This window comes from Gordonia sp. VNK21 (assembly GCF_046098115.1).
Taxonomy (GTDB): Bacteria; Actinomycetota; Actinomycetes; order Mycobacteriales; family Mycobacteriaceae; genus Gordonia.
Genome location: NZ_JBJURU010000023.1, coordinates 1 through 21,577, shown reverse-complemented (window position 1 = coordinate 21,577; position 21,577 = coordinate 1). Strand labels below are relative to the sequence as shown.

Annotated in this window: 24 protein-coding genes; 10 read left to right on the top strand and 14 right to left on the bottom strand. The window is 69.2% G+C overall.

The features are described 5' to 3' along the window. Positions 1–4 precede the first annotated feature (4 nt). Complete coding sequence (locus tag ACJMNC_RS17535) at positions 5–1,159, bottom strand: FAD-binding oxidoreductase (protein ID WP_408949242.1); 1,155 nt, start codon at positions 1,157–1,159, stop codon at positions 5–7. Positions 1,160–1,284: 125 nt separating this feature from the next. Here ACJMNC_RS17535 and ACJMNC_RS17530 point away from each other — a divergent pair, with 125 nt between their 5' ends. Both ACJMNC_RS17530 and ACJMNC_RS17525 read left to right on the top strand, forming a co-directional pair. Next, positions 1,285–2,427, top strand: coding sequence for an amidohydrolase family protein (locus ACJMNC_RS17530; protein ID WP_408949241.1), 1,143 nt, complete (start codon positions 1,285–1,287; stop codon positions 2,425–2,427). 40 nt (positions 2,428–2,467) lie between these two features. Beyond that, a complete protein-coding gene (locus ACJMNC_RS17525; RefSeq protein WP_408949240.1) occupies positions 2,468–3,346 on the top strand; it encodes an SDR family oxidoreductase in 879 nt (292 codons plus the stop codon). Here the strand turns inward: ACJMNC_RS17525 and ACJMNC_RS17520 are convergent. Next, a complete protein-coding gene (locus ACJMNC_RS17520) occupies positions 3,322–3,990 on the bottom strand; it encodes a TetR/AcrR family transcriptional regulator (RefSeq protein WP_408949239.1) in 669 nt (222 codons plus the stop codon). The two genes, ACJMNC_RS17525 and ACJMNC_RS17520, sit on opposite strands and share 25 nt — an antisense overlap. Positions 3,991–4,094: 104 nt before the next feature. Here ACJMNC_RS17520 and ACJMNC_RS17515 point away from each other — a divergent pair, with 104 nt between their 5' ends. After that, on the top strand, positions 4,095–4,988 hold the full coding sequence (locus ACJMNC_RS17515; RefSeq protein WP_408949238.1) for an oxygenase MpaB family protein: 894 nt from the start codon (positions 4,095–4,097) through the stop codon (positions 4,986–4,988). Further along, positions 4,985–5,521 carry a DUF4334 domain-containing protein gene (locus ACJMNC_RS17510; protein ID WP_408949237.1) on the top strand — a complete coding sequence of 179 codons (537 nt, stop codon included), beginning with the start codon at positions 4,985–4,987 and terminating at the stop codon, positions 5,519–5,521. Before ACJMNC_RS17515 ends, ACJMNC_RS17510 begins: the two co-directional genes overlap by 4 nt. A 50-nt stretch (positions 5,522–5,571) precedes the next feature. Here ACJMNC_RS17510 and ACJMNC_RS17505 read toward each other — a convergent pair whose 3' ends face one another. Then, positions 5,572–7,053: an amidase gene (locus ACJMNC_RS17505; protein WP_408949236.1), complete on the bottom strand. Its 1,482-nt coding sequence runs from the start codon at positions 7,051–7,053 to the stop codon at positions 5,572–5,574. 94 nt (positions 7,054–7,147) lie between these two features. Between ACJMNC_RS17505 and ACJMNC_RS17500 the strand changes: the two genes are divergently transcribed. Further along, a complete protein-coding gene (locus ACJMNC_RS17500; RefSeq protein ID WP_408949255.1) occupies positions 7,148–7,981 on the top strand; it encodes a sulfurtransferase in 834 nt (277 codons plus the stop codon). Between the two features lie 13 nt (positions 7,982–7,994). On the opposite strand, the gene ACJMNC_RS17495 is transcribed toward ACJMNC_RS17500, so the two are convergent. The 5 genes from ACJMNC_RS17495 to ACJMNC_RS17475 all read right to left on the bottom strand — a co-directional run bounded on the left by ACJMNC_RS17495 (position 7,995) and on the right by ACJMNC_RS17475 (position 12,150). Next, a complete protein-coding gene (locus ACJMNC_RS17495; RefSeq protein ID WP_408949254.1) occupies positions 7,995–9,641 on the bottom strand; it encodes a nitroreductase family deazaflavin-dependent oxidoreductase in 1,647 nt (548 codons plus the stop codon). A 197-nt stretch (positions 9,642–9,838) separates the two neighbouring features. Then, positions 9,839–10,501, bottom strand: coding sequence for a TMEM175 family protein (locus tag ACJMNC_RS17490; protein ID WP_408949235.1), 663 nt, complete (start codon positions 10,499–10,501; stop codon positions 9,839–9,841). A 61-nt stretch (positions 10,502–10,562) separates the two neighbouring features. Next, positions 10,563–10,985 carry a nitroreductase family deazaflavin-dependent oxidoreductase gene (locus ACJMNC_RS17485; protein WP_408949234.1) on the bottom strand — a complete coding sequence of 141 codons (423 nt, stop codon included), beginning with the start codon at positions 10,983–10,985 and terminating at the stop codon, positions 10,563–10,565. A gap of 49 nt (positions 10,986–11,034) precedes the next feature. Then, entirely contained in the window at positions 11,035–11,157 is a 123-nt protein-coding gene (gene ykgO / locus ACJMNC_RS17480; protein ID WP_408949233.1) for a type B 50S ribosomal protein L36, read from the bottom strand. A gap of 69 nt (positions 11,158–11,226) precedes the next feature. Then, positions 11,227–12,150, bottom strand: coding sequence for a TIGR03564 family F420-dependent LLM class oxidoreductase (locus ACJMNC_RS17475; RefSeq protein ID WP_408949232.1), 924 nt, complete (start codon positions 12,148–12,150; stop codon positions 11,227–11,229). 89 nt (positions 12,151–12,239) lie between these two features. Here ACJMNC_RS17475 and ACJMNC_RS17470 point away from each other — a divergent pair, with 89 nt between their 5' ends. Continuing rightward, positions 12,240–13,457: an oxygenase MpaB family protein gene (locus tag ACJMNC_RS17470; protein WP_408949231.1), complete on the top strand. Its 1,218-nt coding sequence runs from the start codon at positions 12,240–12,242 to the stop codon at positions 13,455–13,457. Between the two features lie 92 nt (positions 13,458–13,549). Here the strand turns inward: ACJMNC_RS17470 and ACJMNC_RS17465 are convergent, their stop codons facing one another. Then, positions 13,550–14,323 carry a lytic transglycosylase domain-containing protein gene (locus tag ACJMNC_RS17465; RefSeq protein WP_408949230.1) on the bottom strand — a complete coding sequence of 258 codons (774 nt, stop codon included), beginning with the start codon at positions 14,321–14,323 and terminating at the stop codon, positions 13,550–13,552. Between the two features lie 488 nt (positions 14,324–14,811). Here ACJMNC_RS17465 and ACJMNC_RS17460 point away from each other — a divergent pair, with 488 nt between their 5' ends. Continuing rightward, on the top strand, positions 14,812–14,949 hold the full coding sequence (locus tag ACJMNC_RS17460) for a hypothetical protein (RefSeq protein WP_408949229.1): 138 nt from the start codon (positions 14,812–14,814) through the stop codon (positions 14,947–14,949). Between the two features lie 191 nt (positions 14,950–15,140). On the opposite strand, the gene ACJMNC_RS17455 is transcribed toward ACJMNC_RS17460, so the two are convergent. Both ACJMNC_RS17455 and ACJMNC_RS17450 read right to left on the bottom strand, forming a co-directional pair. Further along, complete coding sequence (locus tag ACJMNC_RS17455) at positions 15,141–15,941, bottom strand: crotonase/enoyl-CoA hydratase family protein (protein WP_408949228.1); 801 nt, start codon at positions 15,939–15,941, stop codon at positions 15,141–15,143. A gap of 51 nt (positions 15,942–15,992) precedes the next feature. Beyond that, positions 15,993–16,736 (bottom strand): helix-turn-helix domain-containing protein, encoded by a 744-nt coding sequence (locus ACJMNC_RS17450; protein ID WP_408949227.1) that lies wholly within the window; start codon positions 16,734–16,736, stop codon positions 15,993–15,995. 170 nt (positions 16,737–16,906) lie between these two features. Here ACJMNC_RS17450 and ACJMNC_RS17445 point away from each other — a divergent pair, with 170 nt between their 5' ends. From ACJMNC_RS17445 to ACJMNC_RS17435, 3 genes are all read left to right on the top strand, one after another. Continuing rightward, positions 16,907–18,055, top strand: coding sequence for an acyl-CoA dehydrogenase family protein (locus ACJMNC_RS17445; protein ID WP_408949226.1), 1,149 nt, complete (start codon positions 16,907–16,909; stop codon positions 18,053–18,055). A gap of 26 nt (positions 18,056–18,081) precedes the next feature. Beyond that, positions 18,082–19,170, top strand: a complete 1,089-nt coding sequence (locus ACJMNC_RS17440) for an acyl-CoA dehydrogenase family protein (RefSeq protein ID WP_408949225.1) — start codon at positions 18,082–18,084, stop codon at positions 19,168–19,170. 163 nt (positions 19,171–19,333) lie between these two features. Further along, positions 19,334–19,642 carry a transposase gene (locus tag ACJMNC_RS17435; protein ID WP_408949253.1) on the top strand — a complete coding sequence of 103 codons (309 nt, stop codon included), beginning with the start codon at positions 19,334–19,336 and terminating at the stop codon, positions 19,640–19,642. A 175-nt stretch (positions 19,643–19,817) separates the two neighbouring features. On the opposite strand, the gene ACJMNC_RS17430 is transcribed toward ACJMNC_RS17435, so the two are convergent. From ACJMNC_RS17430 to ACJMNC_RS17420, 3 genes are all read right to left on the bottom strand, one after another. Further along, the gene (locus ACJMNC_RS17430; protein WP_408949224.1) at positions 19,818–20,045 is read right to left on the bottom strand and encodes a hypothetical protein; all 228 of its coding nucleotides are present in this window, start codon (positions 20,043–20,045) and stop codon (positions 19,818–19,820) included. After that, on the bottom strand, positions 20,026–21,015 hold the full coding sequence (locus tag ACJMNC_RS17425) for an IS1634 family transposase (protein ID WP_408949223.1): 990 nt from the start codon (positions 21,013–21,015) through the stop codon (positions 20,026–20,028). The genes ACJMNC_RS17430 and ACJMNC_RS17425 overlap by 20 nt, the downstream gene beginning before the upstream one ends. Before the next feature lie 67 nt (positions 21,016–21,082). Continuing rightward, positions 21,083–21,262: a hypothetical protein gene (locus tag ACJMNC_RS17420; RefSeq protein ID WP_408949222.1), complete on the bottom strand. Its 180-nt coding sequence runs from the start codon at positions 21,260–21,262 to the stop codon at positions 21,083–21,085. Between the last annotated feature and the right edge of the window lie 315 nt (positions 21,263–21,577).

Sequence of the window (21,577 nt, the reverse complement as noted above, 5' to 3'; positions counted from 1 at the left end):
CCGGTCAGTGGACCGGGTCGTGGGCGATCGCATCGGCGGGCACACCCACCGCTCGCAGTGCGCGCACGGTGCTCGAGATCATCGCCGACGGTCCGGCGATCAGGACCTGGCGGCCGGTCCAGTCGCCGGCGGCGGTGACCACCTCGTCCACCCGTCCGCCGACCACCGGTACACCCCACTGGTGCGGGTCGGGCGCGGTGTCGATCCACCACGGATCACGCTGCTCGTCGACGGTGCCGGTCACGGTGAGCCAGGGATTGCCGGTGGCCAGCTGGGCCAGCGTCGCCAGTTCGTAGAGCTCGGCGGGGAACCGGGCGCCGTAGAACAGATGCACCGACGGATTGTCGGTGCGCTGAGCCATCGACAGCAGCAGCGCACGCAGCGGCGCCAGCCCCGTGCCGCCGGCCACCATCAGCACCGGCCGGTCGCCGTCGACGGCGAGGGTGCCGTGCGGCTGGGCGAAGCTCCACACGTCGCCGACGGCGGTCTCGCGCACCACGGTGCCGCTGACCTGGCCGCCCGGCACCGCCCGGATGTGGAACTCCAGCTCGCCGCGATCGTCGACGGGGGTGGCCGGCGAGAAGTCCCGCCACTGGAACGGCCACTGCGGGATCCGGGTCTCGAGGTACTGGCCGGGGTAGATCTCGGGGACCGGGTCGAGTGCCGCGAGCCGCACCACGGCGCGCTCCCGGTTGATGACGAACTTCTGCACCACCCGGGCGCGCCAGGTGGCCGGTCCGGTGGCGCTCTGCGCGGCGCCGCGCATCACGCCGGTGGCCAGCAGCACCGCCTGGGAGACCGTCTGGGCGGCGTCCGGGGTCCAGCCGTCGCCCAGCAGGGCGGCGAACTCGTCGGTCAGGGCCTGGCCGAGCAGTTCGTAATGCTCTTCGCGCGCCCCGTACTTGCGGTTGTCGCGCCCGAGCTGGGCGAGCAGTTCGATCAGCTCGAAATGATCCCCGCCCTCCGGCAGTTCGGCCAGCACGTGGTCGGTGACCTCGACGAAGGCCGGCCGCACCCGGCTCATATCCGCCGGGAACAGCTCGCGGGCGGCGGGGGTCAGGCCCAGGAACCGGCTGAACACGCTGCGTGCGAAGCGATCGGGGTCGGCGCCCACCAGGGTGCGCAGGCGGTGCAGCACAGAATCCTGGGGTACGGTCACCGGCTCCTCCTCCGCGTTCGGCGTCTCGCCCGGGCCGCCCGCGCGAGGTGTCGATGCACCAGAATAGTCCTGGAATCCAGCGTGCTGCCGCTGCTCAGACCGTCCGGTGTGGCACGCTGGACCCCGTGAGTGTCCTCAACGGGGTGATCCCGGGAATCGTCGACGCTCATGCCCACTTCTTCCATCCGGTCACGCTGCCGCCGGCGCGGCGCCGGCTGCCGGGCACCGACTCGCTGCTGCGGAGACTGCCTCCGCCGGCGCTGCATTTGATCTCCGGCCTCACCGAGCACCGCGACTTTCACATGGGGGCGGATTTCGCCACCCGGACCCGCAGCTTTCAGGCCGCCGACTACGGGCGGGCCGCGGCCGGCCTCGGCAGTATCGCCGGGGTGCCGGTGCGCTCGGTGATCGCGATGGACTCCCGCTGGCGCCGGCGCTCGTCCGCAGACGACTTCCTCGCCACCACGCAGCGCGAACTCGCCTTCCTGCGGACACAGCCCTTCGGTACCGGGGGCCTGCCCGAACTCGCCGGGGCGGTGGTCTGCGCCGACGCACGGGTGCCCGGTCTGGGGGTGACCGGCCTGTTCGACGATGACGAGGCCGGGCTGATCCGCGGTGTCCGGCTGTGTCTGGGCAGTCATGCCGATCCGATGCTCAAGGACTGGTACTTCCAGCCCGGGCTGCTCGAGTCGGGCACCTTCAAGCGAGCCGCCCCGCGGCTGGCCGATCGGGGTCTGGTCTTCGAGGTGCTCTGCTACTCGCACGAGCTGGCCCGGGTGGACGCGCTGGCCCGGGAGTTCCCGGACACCACGGTGATCGCCGAACATCTGGGGCTGCCGGTGGGCGTCTTCGGTCCGGTGGGTTCGGTCACCGGAGCCACCGCCGCGGCCCGGGCCGACATCCTGAGCCTGTGGCGCGAGCGCACCGCCATGCTCGCGACCCGGCCCAACGTGCTGATCAAGATCAGCGCCATCGCCGGCGCCTATCTCGGGTACGGCTCGGAGAAGGCCGGGAACATCGGCGGGCAGCGGATCCTGGCCGACATGATCGGTCCGATGGTGCTGCATCTGGTGGAGCATTTCGGGCCGTCCCGGGTGATCTTCGGATCCAATGTGCCCCTCGACGATCCGAACGCCTCGCTGGGGGTGATCGTGGGCGCGCTGCTCGACGTCCTCGGGGATCGGGGTGAGCGGGCGCTGGCGATGTTCTTCGCCGAGAACGCGCAGCGCGCATACCGGCTCGCCGCCGACCGGGACTCGATATCATGAATCCCGGCCGGACTCCCGGCCCGAAGGCAGGGGAGTAGATGTGGCCGCATACCTAGTCACCGGAGCCGGATCCGGCATGGGATCGCAGGTGGCGCAGCGCCTTTCGGAGGACGGACACCGGGTGATCGGCGTGGACCTGGCGGGCGCGCAGATCCAGGCGGACCTGTCCACGGCCGACGGACGGCGTGAGGCGATCAGCCGGGTGCTGACCGAGTGCGGAGGAGTGCTCGACGGCGCGGTGCTCGCGGCCGGCCTCGGACCGACTCCCGGTCGCGAACGGACCATCGTCGAGGTGAACACGGCCGGTGCGGCGCAGTTGCTGACCGGTCTGCGCCCGGCGCTGGCGGCGGCGCCGAAGGCCAAGGTGGTGGTGTTCGGATCCAACTCGACCACGGCCACGCCCTTCGTGCCGCGGTCGGCGGTGCGCAGACTGATCGCCGGGGACACCGCCGGCGCCACCCGGGTGCTGCGGCGCCGCGGCTCGCTCGCGCCGACGCTGGCCTATGCGTCTTCCAAACTGGCGATCAGTCACTGGGTGCGCCGGGAGGCGATCACCGCGGACTGGGCCGGGGCCGGCATCCGGATGAACGTGATCGCTCCGGGACCGGTGCTCACCCCGCTGCTGCGTGCGCAGCTGGCCGGACGGACCGGTTCGCAGGTGCGCTCATTCCCGGTACCGGCCCGCGAATACGGGACTCCCGAACAGCTCGCGGACTGGGTGCTGCTGATGCTGTCGCCGGCCGCCGACTTCATGGTGGGTTCGGTGATCACCGTCGACGGCGGCACCGAGGCGCTGCTGCGGACCGCTGACTGGCCGGCGGCGCTGCCGCTGCGACGGCTGCCGCACATACTGTGGAGCATGTACCGCGCGCCCAAGCGCGGCCAGGTCGCGGACTACTCGGGACTCGACGCCGACTGACCCGCAATCGCGGCACCGGGGCCGGGACCCTCGTGAACGTCGGCAGACTTCCGGTCGGTGGCGCTGTCACGGTCGGCCGCGGCCAAGGCCGCGATGACGTGCGGATCGGTCTCGAGGGTGTGCCGCATGCTCCACTCGAGCAGGGCCACATCGCCGCCGGAGGCCTCGTGTCCGATCAGCATCAGCATGGAACTGCCCGCGAGCCGGGCGGCGCGCTGCGCGTCGATGCCGATCTCCTCGAAGGCGCGGGTCACGGCCGCCGTGCGGTCGTCGTCCACCTGGGTCACGGCCTCGGCGACCTCCGGGGTGCCGGCGGCCCACACCCGGATCGCGGCCTCGGTGCGGTGCGGCAGATTCAGGGCCACCTCGATCAGCGCGTCGATCCGTCCGTGCGGCGACGGCAGCGACTCGACCCAGTCCACCAGGCGCTCGGTGGATTCGCGGCGCCAGTAGTCGATCAGGTCCCGCTCGAACGACTTCCAGCTCGGGAACGAGTGATAGAAGGCGCCGGTGGTCAGACCGGTCTCGGTGCACACCGCGGACTGTTTGAAGCCGGCGTAGCCGTCTCTGGCCAGCACGCGCATCCCGGCCTCCAGGAAGCGGGTGTGCAGCGGGGAGGTCTGGGGGGCGGGCGGTGATGTCATCGGAAGGCCATTGTGCCATGCACAGGAAATGGCTCTTGCACTCCACCATAAGTTGACTTATGGTGATGGGGATCACTGACGACAGCCAGACAGGGGTGCCACCGATGTTCCGACGCGACCGCAATCGCGGCCTCGATCCGAGGACCGACTTCGAGCTGATCTACCGCAACATGTCGGTCTACGACTTCCCGTGGGACATCACCCAGGCCCTGAGCTTCGCCCTCTTCCGCACCTACGCGGTGCCGAGTGTGGGCCGGCTGCTCTCGGACTCGCGCGGCTTCGACGACACGCAGAAGCGCTACGACGACACCGCGCTGCTGCTCGAGGCGCCGATCACCGAGGGATTCGCCGATCCGGCGGCCAAGGCCGCGATCCGGCGCATCAACCAGATGCACCACGCCTACGACATCAGCAACGACGACATGCGCTACGTGCTCGCCACCTTCGTGGTGGTGCCCAAGCGCTGGATGGACGATTACGGCTGGCGGCAGTTCACCTACGACGAGACGGTGGCCTCGGTGAACTACTACCGGGAACTGGCCCGGCACATGAACATCAAGGACGTGCCGGAGACCTACGAGGCCTTCGAGGAGCTGCTGGACTCGTACGAGGCCGAGCACTTCGCCTTCGACGAGGGCGGCCGCCGGGTGGCCGATCTGACCCTGGAGTTGCTCACCACCTTCTATCCGCGGCCGCTGGCCCCGCTGATCCGGATCTTCTCGTACTCACTGATGGACGATCCTCTGCTGGCGGCCTTCCACTACCGCAAGCCGAATGCCCTCGCGCGCAAGGCGTCCTACCTGGGCATGAGGGCCCGTGCCGCCTTCGTGCGGGCACTGCCTCCCCGCCGCAAGCCGTACAGCTTCCACACCAGCCCGCGGATGAAGACCTACCGCTCCGGCGAGTTCGCCGCCGAGACGGCGGGCACCTTCCCCAGGGGCTGCCCGGTCAAGCACCTCGATGCGGCGAGCGCACCGAGTGCGGCCGTGGCCGGATGAGTGCCCGGCTGCCGACCGTCGCGCAGCTGCAGGCCGGTGTGAGCGCGGACCAGGCCGCCGAACTCTTCGACTCGCTGCCCGCGGTGCAGGTCGAGGAGATCCTCGGCCGCTGGCACGGCAGCGAGGTGCCGACCGGTCACCCGATGGACGGACTGCTGGAGGTCTCCGGCTGGTACGGCAAGGAATTCGTCGACGCCGAGCGCGTGCACCCGTTGCTCTTCGGCACCCCGGGCTCGTTGTACGCGGTTCACCCCAAGCGTCTGCCGCTGATGAGCATCGTCGCCGCCGGCGACCGGCTTCCGCGGTGGCTGCCGCCCGGAGGCAGGTCGGCGTTCAGGGCACTGCGCACCGGCAAGTACCGGGCCCGGCTGCGCCGCGTGGAGTACCGCGGGGTAGTGAGCACCGCCATGATCTACGACGATCTGCCGATCATCGACACCTTCCGGAAGCTCGACGACGACGTGCTGCTCGGCGCCATGGATCTGCGGGGCGTCGAGGCGCCGTACTTCTTCCTGCTCGAGCGCGACTGCTGAAGCCGGTGCCACCGCGGCCCCGCCCCTGATCGAGTGAGTGGCCGGGAAGGTCAGTAACCGGGCGGGCGCCGATCGAACCAGGGCTGTGCCTGTTCGAGCACACCGGCCAGGCCGAGCAGCCGGTCCTCCCGTCCGTAGGGGGCGACGAACTGCACGCCCGCCGGGAGGCCGTCGGTGGTCGGCACCGGAACCGACATCGCCGGTGTCCCCGTCAGATTCGCGAGCTGGGTGAACGGCGTCTTGGTGAGCGATTCGATGGCCAGGCGGTCGATCATGCCGCTGCGGCGCAGCAGACCGCCCGATCTCAGATCCAGTGCCAGCCGCTGACCCATCCGCAGCGGGGCCGGCGGATCGAGCTCGCCGATCCGCACCGGACCGGAGGCCAGCGTCGGCGTCAGATACAGGTCGTACCGGGTGAAGAACTCGGCCAGGTTGCGGGCGAAGGTGTTCCAGTGCCGGCGGCTGCGGACGTACTCGCCGGCCGAGAGCGACCGGCCGGCCTGGGCGAAGGCCCGGGTGTCGGGTTCGAAGTCGTCCTCGGAGCAGCCGGTCCAGTCGCGGATGTCCGCGACGTCGGCCGCCACCTGACCCATGTACATCCGCAGATAGCAGGTGGCCAGCAGTTCGCCGTCGATCCCGGGCTGTGACTCGACCACGGTATGGCCCAGTGATTCGAGGAGCCGCGCCGTCTGCACCGCGGCTTCGACGTGCCGTTCGTCCACCGGGGTGCCCAGCGGCGAGCGGGTGCACAGCGCGATGCGCAGCGGACCCGGATCGCGGTTCACCTGATCGAGATAGGGCGTCGCCGCGGGAGCGGTCGCATAGGGGGCGCCGCTGTCCGGGCCGGCCAGGGCGTCGAGGGCGGCCGCCGAATCGCGCACGCTGCGGGAGACCACCAGATCGGTGGCGGCACCGTCCCAGACCTCGCCGGCCCGAGGGCCGGACGGCACCAGTCCGCGTGAGGGTTTGAGCCCGAACAGTCCGCAGCAGGCGGCGGGGATACGGATCGAACCGCCGCCGTCGTTGGCGCCGGCCATCGGCACGATGCCAGCGGCCACCGCGGCCGCGGCCCCGCCCGACGAACCGCCGGGGGTGCGGGCGGTGTCCCACGGATTGCGGGTCACACCCCAGGCATCGGATTCGGTGACGGCCTTCAGGGCCAGCTCCGGGGTGGTGGTCTTGCCGAAGACCACCAGGCCGGCATCCAGGAAACGTTGCACCACAGTGGAAGTGCGCGAGGCCTTCCAGTCCTTGAGCGGCATGCACCCGGCGCTCGAGACCACTCCGGCGTAGTCCTGGGTGATGTCCTTGATCAGAAACGGCACCCCGGCGAAGCGGCCCTGCAGTTCGCCGGCACAGCGCTGCCGGGCGATGTCGAACATGCTGATGTTGATGGCGTTGAGGCCCGGATTGAACCGCTCGGCCCGGGCGATGGCGGTCTCGGCCAGTTCGGCGGCGGTCACCTCACCGGCGGCGACCAGCGCTGCCAGACCGAGCGCATCGTGTCGGAGGTACTCGGTCTCGGTGAGCATGGGCTCATCCTAGGCGGGCCGTGCGGCCGCCGGGGCCGCCCGCCGCCGACTGTTAGGCTCCCGAGACAGAAGCGAGGCGAAGGTGGTGACCGTTGTGGGCGACGTGCTGATCGGGGTCGACGAGCTGGTCGAGGCGATGCTCTCGGACCGTCCGCCGGTGGTCCTGGACGTGCGCTGGCAACTCGGCGACGACCGCGGCGCCGAGCACTATCGGGCCGGTCACCTGCCCGGCGCGGTCTTCGTCGACCTGAACCGGGAGCTGGCCGCTCCGGCCACCCCGGCGGACGGCCGGCATCCGCTGCCCGCCGTCGACGAGCTGCAGGCGGCGGCCCGCCGGTGGGGCATTGACGACGGGGATCCGGTGGTGGTCTACGACGACTGCGGCGGACTGTCCGCGGCACGCGCCTGGTGGCTGCTGCGCTGGGGATCGGTGGCGCAGGTGCAGATCCTCGACGGCGGGCTCGGCGCCTGGCGATCCGCCGGCCTGCGCATCTCCACCGGTGACGCCACCCCGCGCACCGGTGACGTGGTGCTGCGCGGCGGCGGACTGCCCACGGCCGGGATCGACGAGGTCGCCGCCCGGTCCGCCGACTCCGGTGCGCTGCTTCTCGATGCGCGCGCACCCGAACGCTTCCGCGGCGAGAACGAGCCGATCGACCCCCGGCCCGGGCACATCCCGGGCGCGGTGAGCGCACCGGCCGGCGAGAACCTCACCACCGACGGTGTCTTCCGCGATCCCGCCGAACTGCGGGAACGGTTCGCCGCGCTCGGAGCCGGGAACCGGCAGATCATCAGCTACTGCGGATCCGGGATCACCGCCGCCCACCAGATCGCGGCCCTGGCCGTCGCCGGATTCGACGCGGTGCTCTACCCCGGTTCCTACTCGCAGTGGTCATCCGACCCGGCCCGGCCGGTCGCCGTCGGCTGAGCCCGCCGCCGGCTCAGTCGGTGAAGGTGATCCGCACCGAGACCGGATCGCTGGCCAGCGCGGCGAAACCGGCTGCCACCAGAGGTGCGAACAAGGGGTTGGCCGCGAAGGTGCGGGCCCGCAGCTGCGGATCGTCGTCGGTGACGAAGGCGGCGGTGCCGGTGCGCCAGTTCTCGCCCTGCCGGATCCGGACCGTGGGCTGCGCGGCGATGTTGTACGCCCAGCCGGACCGGGTCCCGTGCTGGCTGATCACCCACGCGCCGGTCGAGTCGAAGGCCGCCGCCACCGGCACCGTCCGGAGCTTCCCGGACTTGCGTCCGGTGGTCTCCAGCTCGGTCGCGAAGGTGGTCCGGATACCCAGGCGCTGAGCGAAGCCCACCACCGGGTTGGCCACGTACCGGCCGACGGTGCGCTCGAACCGGAACTTGCGCACGGCCGCTGACGTCGTGGAGTTCGATGACTTCGCCGAGGCGGCTCCTCGTTTGTGCCGGACGCCGTCGATCCCGTTGCGCTGCACGGTGGTGATCGCCGTCCGCCACAGCGGCCGGTCCACATCCGGCTCCTTCGCCGCACCCATCTTGTGCAGCTGATCGGTGTGCCACTGCAGGTCCAGCGCCCCCTCGAGGGAGCGGACCGAGGAGTTCGAAGCGAGCCGGCGCGGCACCGGCAGGCGCAGGCTGCGCTGTGGCAGCGACTGCCGTGTTCCCTCCAGCAGCGCGGGACCGGCGGTCGGTGCGATCGCCGTCGGGCGACCGATCCCGATCACATCGCAGGCGCCCGAGTCCAGTGCCTCCTGCATGCCCGCACGCGTGCGGAAGCCTCCGGTGACCGCGAGCGGAACAGCGCGCGCCAGGCTCCGGACGGTCTCGGCGTACTCCAGGAAGTACCCTTCACGGGCCCGCGTCGAGGCGCTGACCCCGGGGCGGCCCATCATCGCCGGCGATTCGTAACTGCCGCCGCTGATCTCGATCAGGTCGATGGCCTCGTCGGCGAGCATCTCGATCACCGCCCGCGACTCCTCCTCGGTGAAACCGCCGCGCTGAAAGTCCGCCGAGTTCAGTTTGATCCCGAGGCCGAATCCCGGGCCCACCGCGCCGCGCACCCGGCGCACGATCTCGAGCAGGAAACGGGAGCGCCCCTCGATGTCCCCGCCCCACCGGTCGGTCCGGATGTTCGCCAGCGGGGAGAGGAACTGGGAGACGAGATAGCCGTGCGCGCCGTGGATCTGCACCCCGTCGAAGCCGGCCTCCTCGGCCCGCGCCGCGCTGGCCGCGAACCGGTCGACGATCCCGGAGATCTCACCGTCGGTCAGCGCCCGCGGAGCCGGCATGCCGGGGATCCCGACGGCCACCGCCGAGGGGGCCACCGTGGGTCCGGCCGTCGCGATCGGATTGGCCTGCCGCCCAGGATGATTGAGCTGCATCCAGATGGGGCTGCCGCCGTCCTGGGTGACCTTGGCCCAGCGCCGGAAGCCGTCGAGTGCCGAGTCGGCTTCGAGGACGACGTTGCCGGGCTCGCCCAGATGTCCGCGGTGCACCATCACATTGCCGGTGACGATGAGGCCGAAGCTGCCGTCGGACCAGCGGCGGTAGAGGTTCTCGATCCGCTCGTCCGGCAGTCCGGCGGTGTCGCCGAGACCCTCGCTGAGGGCGGCCTTCATGAGCCGGTTGGGCAGTTCCTGGCCGCACGGCAGCGTCAGTGGACTGCCCAGCGACGGGGCCTTCGGGTTCGCGGTCTCGGGAACACACTGCTGATCAGGCTGCACGTCGCTCCTCCAGAGAGTATGTTCTATGCCATATCATCTACCCAAGGCTGCATGACCGTGCGGGGATCGTCAAGCCGGCGGACGAGCGGGGATCAGGAGGACCGGGTCGGACCCAGCAGCCGGCCGGACAGTGGTACCAGCACCACCAGGGACAGCCACGTCCACTGCCCGGCGGCGGGGCCGGCCGCGTAGGCGATCGGAATGGACATCAGGAAGACGGCCGGCGGCACCAGTGACGCGAGCAGGTGTGCCGGGAGCCGGTCGGCGCCGTCGGCGAGGACGCGGTGGTGATGGGCAGTCAGGTAGATCGCGGTCTGCGCCAGTGACGCGAGCGCGATGTTCAGTGCGTACAGCGCCGTCGGCAGCGGATAGTCGCCGACATCGTCGATGCTGATGCCGCTGGTGGTGAACGGGATCAGGATGACCAGTCCGGCGGCCACCAGATTCGCGATGATCACCGGCCGGTTCAGCGCCGAGAGCTGGCGCAGGATACCGACGTTGACGCGCCAGAACAGGGTGATCACCACGAAGCTGATCGTGAAGCCGAGCAACTGTGCCCCGAGACCGGAATCGAGCAGCGCGCTCACGCTGCGCCAGTCTTCCTCGGCGGGGGCGTCGAGATTGGTGATCAGCAGAGTGGCCGAGAAGGCGTAGATCGCGTCGAAGAAGGTGATCCCACGGCCGAACTCGTTGGAGTCGTACGCGAAGCGTTCACCCCCGTGCGCCGGGGGAGGGGCGGGATCGACGCTGCTCATCTGCCCACTGTGACACGGGCTCTGCGGCTGCGCCCGGCGAATCGGGCGCAGCCGGGGCCACTCACTCGAGGACGAACACCGGAATCTGCCGATCGGTCTTGGTCTGGTACTCGGCGTAGTTCGGGAACGCCGCCACCGCCAGCTCCCACCAGTGAGCGCGTTCGTCGCCGTCCACCTCGCGGGCGGTGAGCTCACGGACGGTCTCACCGTCCTGGACGGTGATCTGCGGGTGCGCCTTGACGTTGTAGTACCAGGACGGGTGGGTGGGGGCGCCGCCCTTCGAGGCCACCATCGCGTACTTGCCGTTCTCCTCGACCCGCATGAGCGGGACGTAACGCTTCTTGCCCGACTTGGCGCCGGTGGTGGTGAACAGCACCACCTTGCTCGAGCCGAGGGTGACCACGTCGGTGGTGCCGGCCTCGAGGATCTTGCTGGTCTGGTCGCGGACCCAGTCGGTGGGGCTGAACTCTGGTGTTTGGCTCATACCCGGTCAGAACGCCTCGCCCGCCCGGCGGATTCCCCGATCGCCGGAATCAGCCCTGACGGGCCTTGAACCGCGGGTTCGACTTGTTGATCACGAAGACCCGGCCGCGGCGGCGCACCACCTGGGAGCCCGGCTGGTTCTTGAGCGACTTGAGCGAGTTACGGACCTTCATCGACGACCTCCAACTGCTATCAGTAATGATAATCATTAACAATAGCAGTCGGCTCTCGGCCCGCCGAGATCAGTGGAAGCGGGAGCGCAGCAGTGCGCGGGTACGGTCGCGCACCGCCGGATCACGGTCGTAGACGATGGCGCCGAACTCGTCGATCCCGGCCTCGGCCAGCTCGTCCAGGTGCTGTCCCACGGTCGCCTCGTCGCCGATGATGGCGGCGTCCCAGGCGTGCTCGTAGCCTTCGCGGTCGAGCATGGCTCGGTAGGCCGGCAGAGAGTCGTACATCCGGAAGGCCTTCGACGCCGCGGTGCGGGCGCCGTCCACGTCGTCGGTCACGGCCACCGGGAGCATGGCGACGGTGCGTACCGGATCGGTGCGGCCGGCCTTCTGTGCGGCCTCCCGCAGGCGCGGGACGATATGCCCGGCCAGGGTCTTGGGGCCGGTCATCCAGGTGACCGTGCCGGCCGTCCGCCGGCCGGCCAGGTCGAGCATCTGCGGTCCGAGAGCGGCGAGGTAGATCGGCGGTGCAGGCGTCTCCGGGAACGACACGGCGCCGCGGGTGGTGGTGAGTTCGCCTGCCGCGTCGACGTTTTCGCCGTTCAGCAGGGGCAGCAGTCCGTCGAGGAACTCGCGGGCGCGACGTACCGGCCGGTCGTAGCCGATGCCCCACATGCCCTCGGTGACGATCTGGTGGGTCAGGCCGACGCCCAGAGTCAGGCGGCCGTGCACGAGTGCGTTGACGGTCAGCGCGCGCTGAGCCAGCTGCATGGGATGCTGCGGCTGGATCGGCAGCACGCCGGTGGCCAGTTCGATGTCGGGGACCTCCCGGCCGGCTGCTGCGAACACGGTCAGCGTGTCCGCGGCATCGGGCATCTGCGCCGACCAGACGCGGCCGAAGCCCTCGGACCGGAACTGCTCCAGGTCGGCGAGATACTCGTCGATGCCGAGTTCGGGTCCGCGCCCCGAGATGGTGTGGAAGAGGCTGATCTGCATGACCGTGGCGTCCTTTCCGTTGCCGGCAAGCCGCCGCAGACGGTGAGACACCTGGGTAGGATTGTGTCAATGAGAGAAGGACTGCGGCGATGGTCGAGTTGACTGTATCTCCGGCGCACCGGCGGATGCGACGGACCGTCCATAGGCTGACCCGATTCGATCTGCTGCCCACTCCGGAGGTGCAGCGGGCATTCGCCGACGGGCAGACCGCCGGCGATCCGGTGGCCGAACGCTTCGTCGCAGAGACCTACCACGGCGACCTCGGCCCCGAACGCTCCCGGGAGCTGCTCGACCACGCGCTGCGGGTGGGCGTCGGCAACATTCCCGATGCCCCGGAGTCTCTGCGCGAGCTGTTCGCCGAATTCGACACCGTCCCGGACTGGGTGGATCCCGAACTCGTCGAGCAGGGCGCCGCGGTGTGGCGGCGCTGGGGATACAGCCTCGGCGCGGTGGGCAACGCCGGGACCATGGATACCTACACGGAGGGGTCGCTGGCGGTGCCGCTGTCGCTCTCCGGTGGCTACGCCGGTGCGAGTGCCCTGCACCGCTACCTGGAGACCACCCGGTGGTGGCTGGAGGTCTGCCGGCCCGGGGCGGTGCTGACGCCGGGGTCGCGCGCCCGGGAGGTCTCGCTGAAGGTACGGGTGATGCACGTGTCGGTCCGGGCCCGGGTGGCCGACCATCCGGAATGGGATGCGCAGGCGCACGGGCTGCCGATCAGCCAGAGCGAGATGATGCTGACCCTGCTCGGCGGCAGTGTGGGTCCGGCGTTGGGACTGTTCGCACTCGGCTTCCTCACGTCACCGGCCGAGATGCGGGCGGTGCTGCACTTCAATCGCTATCTCGGGCACCTGGTGGGCTGCCGGGTGGACGGGATGTATCCGGAGACCGTCGCCGACGGGCTCCGGCTGCTCTACTACTTCGACGCCACCCGCCGGCACGATTCGGGTCCGCTCGGCCCGGAACTGGTGGAGGGCTTCGTGCCCTCCTTCGCGCCGGGACCGCAGCTGCGCGGTCTGTCGCGGTTGCGGACCCTGTATCACCTGCAGCTGCAGGCCGGCTACACGCGGCTGTTCATGCTGCCCTGGAACCGGCGGAGGTACGACCTGCCCAGCGGTCTGCCAGGCACGGCGCTGCTGCTCCTGCGGGCGCCGCTGATCGCGGCCGTCGAACTGGCGCGGCGGGCGTCTCCGGCGGTGGATCACTGGTGGCAGAGGTCGTCGTACCGGCGCTGGGCGCGCTGGCACGCCTGGCACGTGGGGCGGCGCGAGGAGCGATTCGACGCGGGACAGCGGTTGCGCCGCTGACCGTTTCTCTGCCCGTCGAGCGTTTCCCTTGCCCGTCGAGCGTCTCCCTAGCTCGTTGAGCTTTCCTTTGCTCGTTGAGCCCCGTCGAAACGTCAGTAGCTGCGGGCGTGGCCGACGACGTCGGCGACGTACTCGGTGGAGTTGTTGTAGCGCAGCACCGCGGTGGTCACGTCACCGGGATTGCGCATGTCCAGCCCCTCGTCGCACAGGTAGCGGGCGGTGGTCAGCGCCGCGTCGAAGAGGTTCTGCGGGTCGGCCTTGCCGTCGCCGTTGCCGTCGGCGGCGAAGTGCTTCCAGGTCGACGGCAGGAACTGCATCGGGCCGACCGCGCGGTCGAAGGCGGCATCGCCGTCGAGCGCACCGCCGTCGGTGTCGCCGACCACCTGATTGCCGCCGAGCGAGCCGTCGAGGGTGGGGCCGTAGATTGGCGACTTCAGCCGGCCGTCCGCGGTGGCATCGCCGAGGTTGGCGTGGTGCGACTCCACCCGGCCGATGCCGGCGATCAGCTTCCAGTCGATGTGGCAGCGCGGGGTGGTGCGGGCCATGCTCTGCTCCGCGGCACGGTACGCATCGAAGCCCACCTGCGGCACGGCGCCCGAGCGCACCGACTGCGGCAGTCGCGGCGTGGGTTTCGGGGTGGCCTGCCGGGCCGGCGAGGTCCCGGTCAGTGCGGCGACCCGGGCCACATTGGACGGGCTGGGGCCGACGTACCGTTCGGGCTGGGCGGCCGGTGCGGTCTCGGCCGACGGCGCCTGGACGGCTGCGGAGTCGGTGGTGGAGGACTGCGCGCCGACCAGGGCTCCGGTCATCGTCGCCAGGCCGGTCGCGGCCAGGGCGATACGCGTCGAGGTGCGGTTGGGCAGCATGAGGGGGACCTACTTGTTCGTTCGGATCAGGCTTGTTCGTGCGGATGGGCTGTGAGCGCGACGTTCTGGCGCGCGTGATCGGCGAGTGGACAGATCGCCCGGGCCGAGGGCCGACGATGTCGGCACGGCGGTCTGTGCCGCCGGATGTGGGCACGTGCCCACACGGGCTCGTGGTCGGCGCCTGTCGTGCGCCCGGATTCCGGGTCTCCGCCGGCACGCTTGGGTGCCGGTGGCTGTGTCCCGAAGGCCGCTGCCGAACGTACACGCTCCCGTCGCCGGGGCGTTATCGCCCCGTTATAAACGGATAACGGAATCCGTGGAGACGCTAGTGTCGTCGCAGGTCAGTAGTCTGAACGCGGCCATGGTGTGAGGTGCGCCACTCTCTCAACCGGTATCGAAAGTTAGTTCGATAAGAGTGTTGACTCTACTTCGATTGCGCGTAGTATCGAGAGTGAAGTCGAACACACGAGCGATTCGGGGGAGTCGTGATGAGTGATGAACCGATCGGTGGGCTCGGTGCTCCGGTGGCCCTCGGCATGCTCGCCGGCTTCTACCTGTGCGTGATCGTCTACAGCATCGGGGTCAAGCGCATCGTCAAGGAGCACACCGCCGCGCAGGCGAAGTGAGCCACTGCCGCTCGTAGAGTGCGGGCCATGTCGTGCATGGAGCCGAGTCAGACGTAGGCGCTTCAGCGACTCAGTGAGACCGGTGGCCGATGAACTGGGCCTTTCACGGGGATCATGAAAAGCCGCAGTCCACGCTCGAGAGCGGTGACCTGAGCGAGGGGACCCATCGATCCGTTCAGCGGCCCTGGAACTCAGCGGCCCCGGAACTCGGCGGGCCGCTTGTTGAGGAAGGCGTCCATAGCCTCGTCGTGGTCATCGGTGTGGTGCGAGATCGCCTGCATCGTCGCCGACAGTTCCAGAACCTCGCGCAGGTCGGAGGTGCGCGACTCCTTCAGCAGGCGTTTGGCCATCCGCGTCGCGTGCGGCGGGTTCTTGGCGATGCGGCCGGCCAGCTCGTGGGCTGCGGGCAGCAGATCGTCGGCGTCGACGACGTCGACCACCAGATCCCACTTCAGTGCGGTGTCGGCGTCGACACGGTCGCCGGTCAGTGCCATCTGCGCGGCGCGCTGCGGTCCGAGGGCATTGCTGAGCAGCCAGGCGCCGCCGTCGCCCAGAATGATGCCCAACTGCACGAACGACTCGGCGAACCACGCCTTGCGCGAGGCGATGCGCAGGTCGGCCATCATCGCCAGATCGCACCCCGCGCCCACCGCAGGGCCGTTCACCGCGGCCACCATCGGCACCTCGAGGTCGTTCAGGGCGAGCGGAATGCGCTGGATGCCACCGCGATAGCCGTTCCGGAGCTCGTACGGTGAACCGGCGAACATGCCCGCCTTCGACTTCATGTCGTTGACGTTGCCGCCCGCAGAGAACGCCGAACCGGCGCCGGTCAGCACGATGGCGCGCACGTCGAGGTCGCCCTGCACGCGTCGGGCGTTGTCGACGAACGCCTCGATCATGTCCTCGCTGGAGATCGGGTTGCGCTGCTCGGGCTGGTTGATCGTCCAGGTCTCGATGTGGTCGTTGCGCTCCACCAGCAGGGGGTCGCTCATGAGTTGTCCTTACGGTCGTAGGTGCGGTTGATTCTCAGGTCTGAGGCGACGTCATCCGCGCCGGTCCCAGTCGCGGGCCTGAGCGCGGAGGGCGTCGACGATCCTGTCGCGGTTCCGGGCGAGCTCGGAACGCCGTCCGACGACGCCGACCGCGGCCACCACCCGGCCGCGTTCGCGGACCGCGATCGATATGCCGTCGAGGTCGGGGTCCTCGGCGATGTCCGGGAGCACCGACATGTCGGTCGCCCGGATCGACTCCAGGTGGTCGAGCAGCTTCGTCACGCGCGGCTGATCGTCGGCCTCGAGGGTCTCCAGATAGGCCCAGAGGTCGCGGGGCTCCCAGTCGGCCATCAACACCCAGCCGGTCGAGGTGCGGATGAGGGACCGTCGCAGGAAGCGCTCGGCGAGGTAGGCGGTGTGCGGATCGTCGGACACGTGATCGATGTAGACGACGTCCGAGCCGACCGCCACCGCCAGCACCACGCTGGTGCTGCCGGTCTTCTCGTGCAACTGCACGAGGTCGTCGTGCACGATCCGGTTGACCGCGCCGCGCCCCGCGAGCAGGTTCAGGAAGTACGGGCCCACACCGAGTCTGTAGACGCGTGCGCGCTCGTCGAGATAGCCGGTGGCGACGAGCCCATTCACCAGCCCCTGGACCGATGAGACCGGCGCGCCGACGTGCCGCGCGATCTCAGTGAGGGAGACCCCGTCCGACCGCGCCGCGAACTCGAGGATGCCCGAGACCCGGTCGACCATCCGATGTCGCGGCCGCACTGTCGCCGGTCGTTCGGTCACGGCCGCTCCCTCCGTTGTGATCGTCGCCGATTCAGTATGCGGTATCCCGCGGTCGGCCGAGCCGAGGCGTTGACCCGGCGACGGGCGTGATTTACAGTCCAATGTTACGTATTTAAGTAGGATATCACCTATAAGCGTATCAATACGGCACCACGACGAGAGAGGCACTGATGCCTGCACTGATGCCCCCAGCCGCGCGGGAGACCGCAGAACTGAGAGAGCTGCGACTGCGTGCTCGCGATTTCGTTGCGGCGCAACGCGATGCCGGAAGGTTCACCCCGACGGTCGACACCTGGCTCAGTGGATGGGACGTCGCATTCACCAAGGCTCTCGCAGAGCAGGGCTGGCTGGGCATGACCATCCCGGCCGAGTTCGGCGGACACGGCCGCAGCTTTATGGAGCGCTTCGTCGTCACCGAGGAACTCCTGTCCGCCGGCGCCCCGGTCACTGCGCACTGGATCGCCGACCGGCAGGTGGCGCCGACGATCCTGCGGTACGGCAGCGATGCCGTCAAACGCGAGTACCTGCCGCGGATCACCAACGGCGATATGTTCTTCGGCATCGGCATGAGTGAGCCGGACTCCGGCTCGGACCTGGCGAGCGTGCGGACCCGCGGCGAGAAGGTCGACGGCGGGTGGCGGGTGTACGGCACCAAACTGTGGACGTCCGGCGGGCACGAGGCCGACGCGTTCATCGCGCTGGTCCGCACGAGTCCTGTCGAAGAGTCCGCGGGGGGTGCTCCGAATCGGCACGCCGGCCTGAGTCAGCTGCTGGTGAAGCTGAGGGATCCGGGGGTCGAGATACGGCCGGTCATCTCGGCCAACGGACTGCACCACTTCAATGAGATCCACCTCGACGGTGTCTTCGTGGCCGACGATCATGTGATCGGCGAGCCCGGCGACGGCTGGAAGCAGGTCACGTCGGAGCTGAGCTTCGAACGCAGCGGCCCGGAGCGCTTCCTGTCGACGTACAGGCTGGTCGAGGAGATCGCTGGCGACGATCAGATCGACATCGATGAGGCTGAACTGGGCCGCATCGTCGGCCGGCTCGGCGGCCTGCATCAGATGTCGCTGTCGGTGGCGACCGCACTGCAGCGCGGCGATTCCGCCGACGTTCCGGCCGCGCTGGTCAAGGTCCTCGGCACCTCGCTGGAGGGCGACATCGCCGATGTCGCCGATCTGGCGCTTCCGGCGGGAGGTACCGACCAGACCTCTGTCCTGACCCGGCGCGCCGTGGCCCAGCGGCCCGGATTCACCCTGCGCGGCGGCACGAACGAGATCCTGCGCGGCATCATCGCCCGCGGTCTGGGTATGCGGTGAGCAGCGCGAGCGAAGGAGAGACCTCCATGGACGAACACACCCTGCAGACCGCCGCTGTCGACGCGGACATGGTCGCGATGATCCGCGACGTCTTCGACGGCGACGTGACCGACCGGCTGACCGCGGCCGGCGACGGCGTCGTCTTCGACGAAGCGCTGTGGAACCAGCTGGCCGAGCTCGGCCTGGTCGCGTTGACCACGCCGGAGTCCGACGGCGGTTCCGGGGCCGGACTGGCGCAGGCCGCAGCCCTGTACAGCGAGGCCGCCGCCACTGCGCGTCATCTGCCGTTGGCCGAGACCGATCTGCTCGCCAACTGGCTTCTTCGCACGGCCGGTCTGCCGGCGGGTGATCCGACGCTGCCGCGCACCGTCGCCGTTCTCGACGAGAGCGGTCGTGCGTCCGCGGTGCCGTGGATCGGCGCGGTCGCCTCGATCGCGGTCGTACAACGCGGCGCGGGGGCGCCCACCGTCGTCGAGGTCGACGCGGACGCGCTGGCGGCCGTCGCCGAGATCACGCCGGTGCCGTCGAACTCCGGCCAGCCACGTGCGGACGTCCTCCTGACCGGCGCTCTTCCCGCCGGTGTCGATCTCGCCGACGCCGACGCGGTTCTCGACGAACTCGCGGTGCGGGGGTCCCTGGCCCGTGCCGTCCAGTGTGCGGGAGCGTTGCAGAGGGCCGTCGAGCTCGCAGTGGAGCACACCAGCGTCCGCATCCAGTTCGGACGCGCGCTCGCCAAGTTTCAGGCCGTGCAGCAGTTGGTGGCCGACAGCGCCGCCGAATCGGCGCTCGCCCGCGCCGCGGTCGACGCCGCCGTCCTCGAAGCCGCGGACGATCTCCGCGGACCGGCTGCGGTCACGCGCGTCGCCGTGGCCCGCTCGTGCGCCGGACACGCCGCGTCCGTCGTCGTCCGGAACACTCACCAGGCGCTCGGCGCGATCGGCACCACGCAGGAGCACCCGTTGCACCTGTTCACGCTCGCCGCACTCGACTGGCGCAGCGAGTTCGGCACCACGCGGGCGTGGGATCGGGCGCTCGGAGCACTCGTCCGCCGGGAGCCGACTCAGTTGTGGCCGGTGGTGATCGGACAGGCGGAGGCAGCGGCAGTACGGCGCTGATCTGTCGCCCGTGTCGGTGGCGCTGATGCCGCGGACGCTGGATCTCTGGAGTGGCGACCTGGGGAAACAGTGAAAGTCTGGACTGGGTTTTGGAGGAAAGTCTGGACTCGCTCGTAATCAATCTCTAATCAGTACTGATTCGTGAATCGCCGAAGGCCGCTGACTGACTTGGCCGCACGCCCGATCTGGCCTTGCGGCGGGCCCGTTCAAGGAATACGACAAGAACAAGATCTGGCTCGCTCTGGTCGAGTTGGCCGCGGACCTGACTGCCTGGACTCAAATGCACGCGTTGACCAGCAGTGACGCCCGCACCTGGGAACTCAAACGACTACGCCTGCGACTGTGGTCGATCGCCGCCCGAATCGCCCGCCACGCCCGCACCCAACAACTGCGCTACGACCGCGGCAACACCTGGACCACCATCGTCGTGGCCGGCCTGGGCCGTCTCGACCGCTACCGCTCCTCGGCATGACCCCGGGCACCACCCGACCCGCCAACCCGAGGAACCCAACCCCCTGCCGGAACAGTGAAAACCGGCCGCTGCCAGCGACAACGGCCGATCAGTCATACCCACAACATAGAATCCGGGCCACCGCAATCAATTCGAACCGTTCACGCCGGGATCAGCACCTCGTGAAAGATCGAGGTTAGTGCCCCGTTGAGGCTTGGAGTTTCGAGATGATGTCGGCAGCGTCTGCGTCGAGTGGTGTTTCGGCCATGACGTCCTGGCCGCGGATGCGGATCATGACGTCGCGAACCGGGCGCAGTGTGCTGATGGAGTAGCCGGTGGTGTCGGTGAGGTGCCGGGTGGCCGCGAGTGCGGCGAACACGATGGTCAGGTGTGCTTCGATGGAATCACGCTCGTGGTGGAACATGGGCCGGGCCCGCAGGTCGCTTTTGGCCATTGGCGAACGATTCCTCGACCCGGAACAGGTCGTGGTAGGCCGCAACGACTGCCTCGCCGGAGAGCGTGTCGGCGGAGATGCTGGTGACGTAGCCCTTCAGTCCGAGATACGAGCGTGCCTTCTCGACCGCATCCCAGTTCACCCCGGGTTGCTCACCGAGGGACACGAATCGGTCCTTCTTCGGGCGGCGCCGCCCGTCGGCGATGTCCTGGGCCCGGTCGATCTGCTTGTTCAGGGTGATGTTGTCGCGGCGCCGGCGTTTGGACGAGTACTGCCAGACCAGCCGCCGGGTGCGGGCCGCCGAACCGCTGCCTATGGTCCGTGTGGTCTCGACGGTCTGGCCGTCGCGAAGGTAGGTGCCGTGGCGCTGGTAGTGATCGGCCAGGTCACGTGGGGCCGAGCCGGTACGGGGCCCGACGATGAAATCGAAACCAGCCTCCCGCAGCGCGTTGAGGTTGGCTGCTGAGAGCATGCCGGCATCAGCGACCACGACGACGTCGGCGTGTCCGTGACGCTCGCGGAATCGGTTGAGGACCGGCAGCAGGGTGGTCGTCTCACCCCGGTTCCCGGCGAAGGAATGCACTTGAAGCGGGAACCCGGTCGCATCGACGAGCAAACCGACGAGGATCTGCGGGTCGACCCGCCGTTCGGTGCTCATCCCGACCTTCCGGAGGGCGTCTTCATTCTCGGCTTCGAAGTACAGCGTCGTCACGTCGTACATCACCACCGTCAGGGCCCCGCCGGCGGTCACGTGCCGCAGCGCCGCCGCGGCCAGCTGGGTCCGCCAGTCCTCGGCGATGCTGCGTGCGAGGGTGCGCCAGATCGTCCGCAACGATGGAGACCGAACCCCGAGGTCAGCGAGCACCCGGATCGTGTCGGCCTTGCTCGTCGGTTCGACGATCCTGGCCAGCACCAACTGTTTGAACGCGTCGGTGCCCACCTGGTCAACCCGAGATCGCGGTAGGCCTGTTCAAGGACCTCTCGCAGCACGCGGGACTGTGACCCGGCTACCTCCGGGCCGCCGACACCTTCGCCGGCGCCAACGCCGACAAGTCGAAAGCGAGTTGACCGGCATGGATCTCGGTATCGGCGACCTCGAGCAGCACAGCGAGCTCTTCGGGTGAATGCGCCGATCCGATGTGTTCCACAATCCGGCGCACACCACGTTCTTTCGACACGATCTGCACCGCGGTCGCACCCGGTACGATCAGGCGAGGAGGCCACGTTGAAGCGATACAGTGAGAAGCAAGCAGCCATTCGTCAGCTTTTTGAGTATGAAGAATCGCACAACGTTCCAGAGGCTGAGCGCCTAGCCTCGGCCTTTCACGCTGAATTCGACTCGCCCTGTCTGAAGTATGAAGAAAGGTGCTCTCACCTGCGATAATTGGAGTTGCGACACAACCAATTCCGAGCAGAGCGAGGAGCACCTTTCTGGTGAGCAACTCTACCGTGTTCTACCCACAGGTCCAGGCCACCGATGACGGCGCCGGGCTGGTGTCGCA

What these genes read in the sequence shown, in the direction of transcription:
- ACJMNC_RS17520 (WP_408949239.1), bottom strand. Translation starts at nt 3,990, where the DNA reads ATGACATCACCGCCCGCCCCCCAGACCTCCCCGCTGCACACCCGCTTC.
- ACJMNC_RS17515 (WP_408949238.1), top strand. Translation starts at nt 4,095, where the DNA reads ATGTTCCGACGCGACCGCAATCGCGGCCTCGATCCGAGGACCGACTTC.
- ACJMNC_RS17510 (WP_408949237.1), top strand. Translation starts at nt 4,985, where the DNA reads ATGAGTGCCCGGCTGCCGACCGTCGCGCAGCTGCAGGCCGGTGTGAGC.
- ACJMNC_RS17505 (WP_408949236.1), bottom strand. Translation starts at nt 7,053, where the DNA reads ATGCTCACCGAGACCGAGTACCTCCGACACGATGCGCTCGGTCTGGCA.
- ACJMNC_RS17495 (WP_408949254.1), bottom strand. Translation starts at nt 9,641, where the DNA reads ATGAAGGCCGCCCTCAGCGAGGGTCTCGGCGACACCGCCGGACTGCCG.
- ACJMNC_RS17490 (WP_408949235.1), bottom strand. Translation starts at nt 10,501, where the DNA reads ATGAGCAGCGTCGATCCCGCCCCTCCCCCGGCGCACGGGGGTGAACGC.
- ACJMNC_RS17485 (WP_408949234.1), bottom strand. Translation starts at nt 10,985, where the DNA reads ATGAGCCAAACACCAGAGTTCAGCCCCACCGACTGGGTCCGCGACCAG.
- ykgO (WP_408949233.1), bottom strand. Translation starts at nt 11,157, where the DNA reads ATGAAGGTCCGTAACTCGCTCAAGTCGCTCAAGAACCAGCCGGGCTCC.
- ACJMNC_RS17475 (WP_408949232.1), bottom strand. Translation starts at nt 12,150, where the DNA reads ATGCAGATCAGCCTCTTCCACACCATCTCGGGGCGCGGACCCGAACTC.
- ACJMNC_RS17470 (WP_408949231.1), top strand. Translation starts at nt 12,240, where the DNA reads ATGGTCGAGTTGACTGTATCTCCGGCGCACCGGCGGATGCGACGGACC.
- ACJMNC_RS17465 (WP_408949230.1), bottom strand. Translation starts at nt 14,323, where the DNA reads ATGCTGCCCAACCGCACCTCGACGCGTATCGCCCTGGCCGCGACCGGC.
- ACJMNC_RS17460 (WP_408949229.1), top strand. Translation starts at nt 14,812, where the DNA reads ATGAGTGATGAACCGATCGGTGGGCTCGGTGCTCCGGTGGCCCTCGGC.
- ACJMNC_RS17455 (WP_408949228.1), bottom strand. Translation starts at nt 15,941, where the DNA reads ATGAGCGACCCCCTGCTGGTGGAGCGCAACGACCACATCGAGACCTGG.
- ACJMNC_RS17445 (WP_408949226.1), top strand. Translation starts at nt 16,907, where the DNA reads ATGCCTGCACTGATGCCCCCAGCCGCGCGGGAGACCGCAGAACTGAGA.
- ACJMNC_RS17440 (WP_408949225.1), top strand. Translation starts at nt 18,082, where the DNA reads ATGGACGAACACACCCTGCAGACCGCCGCTGTCGACGCGGACATGGTC.
- ACJMNC_RS17430 (WP_408949224.1), bottom strand. Translation starts at nt 20,045, where the DNA reads ATGTTCCACCACGAGCGTGATTCCATCGAAGCACACCTGACCATCGTG.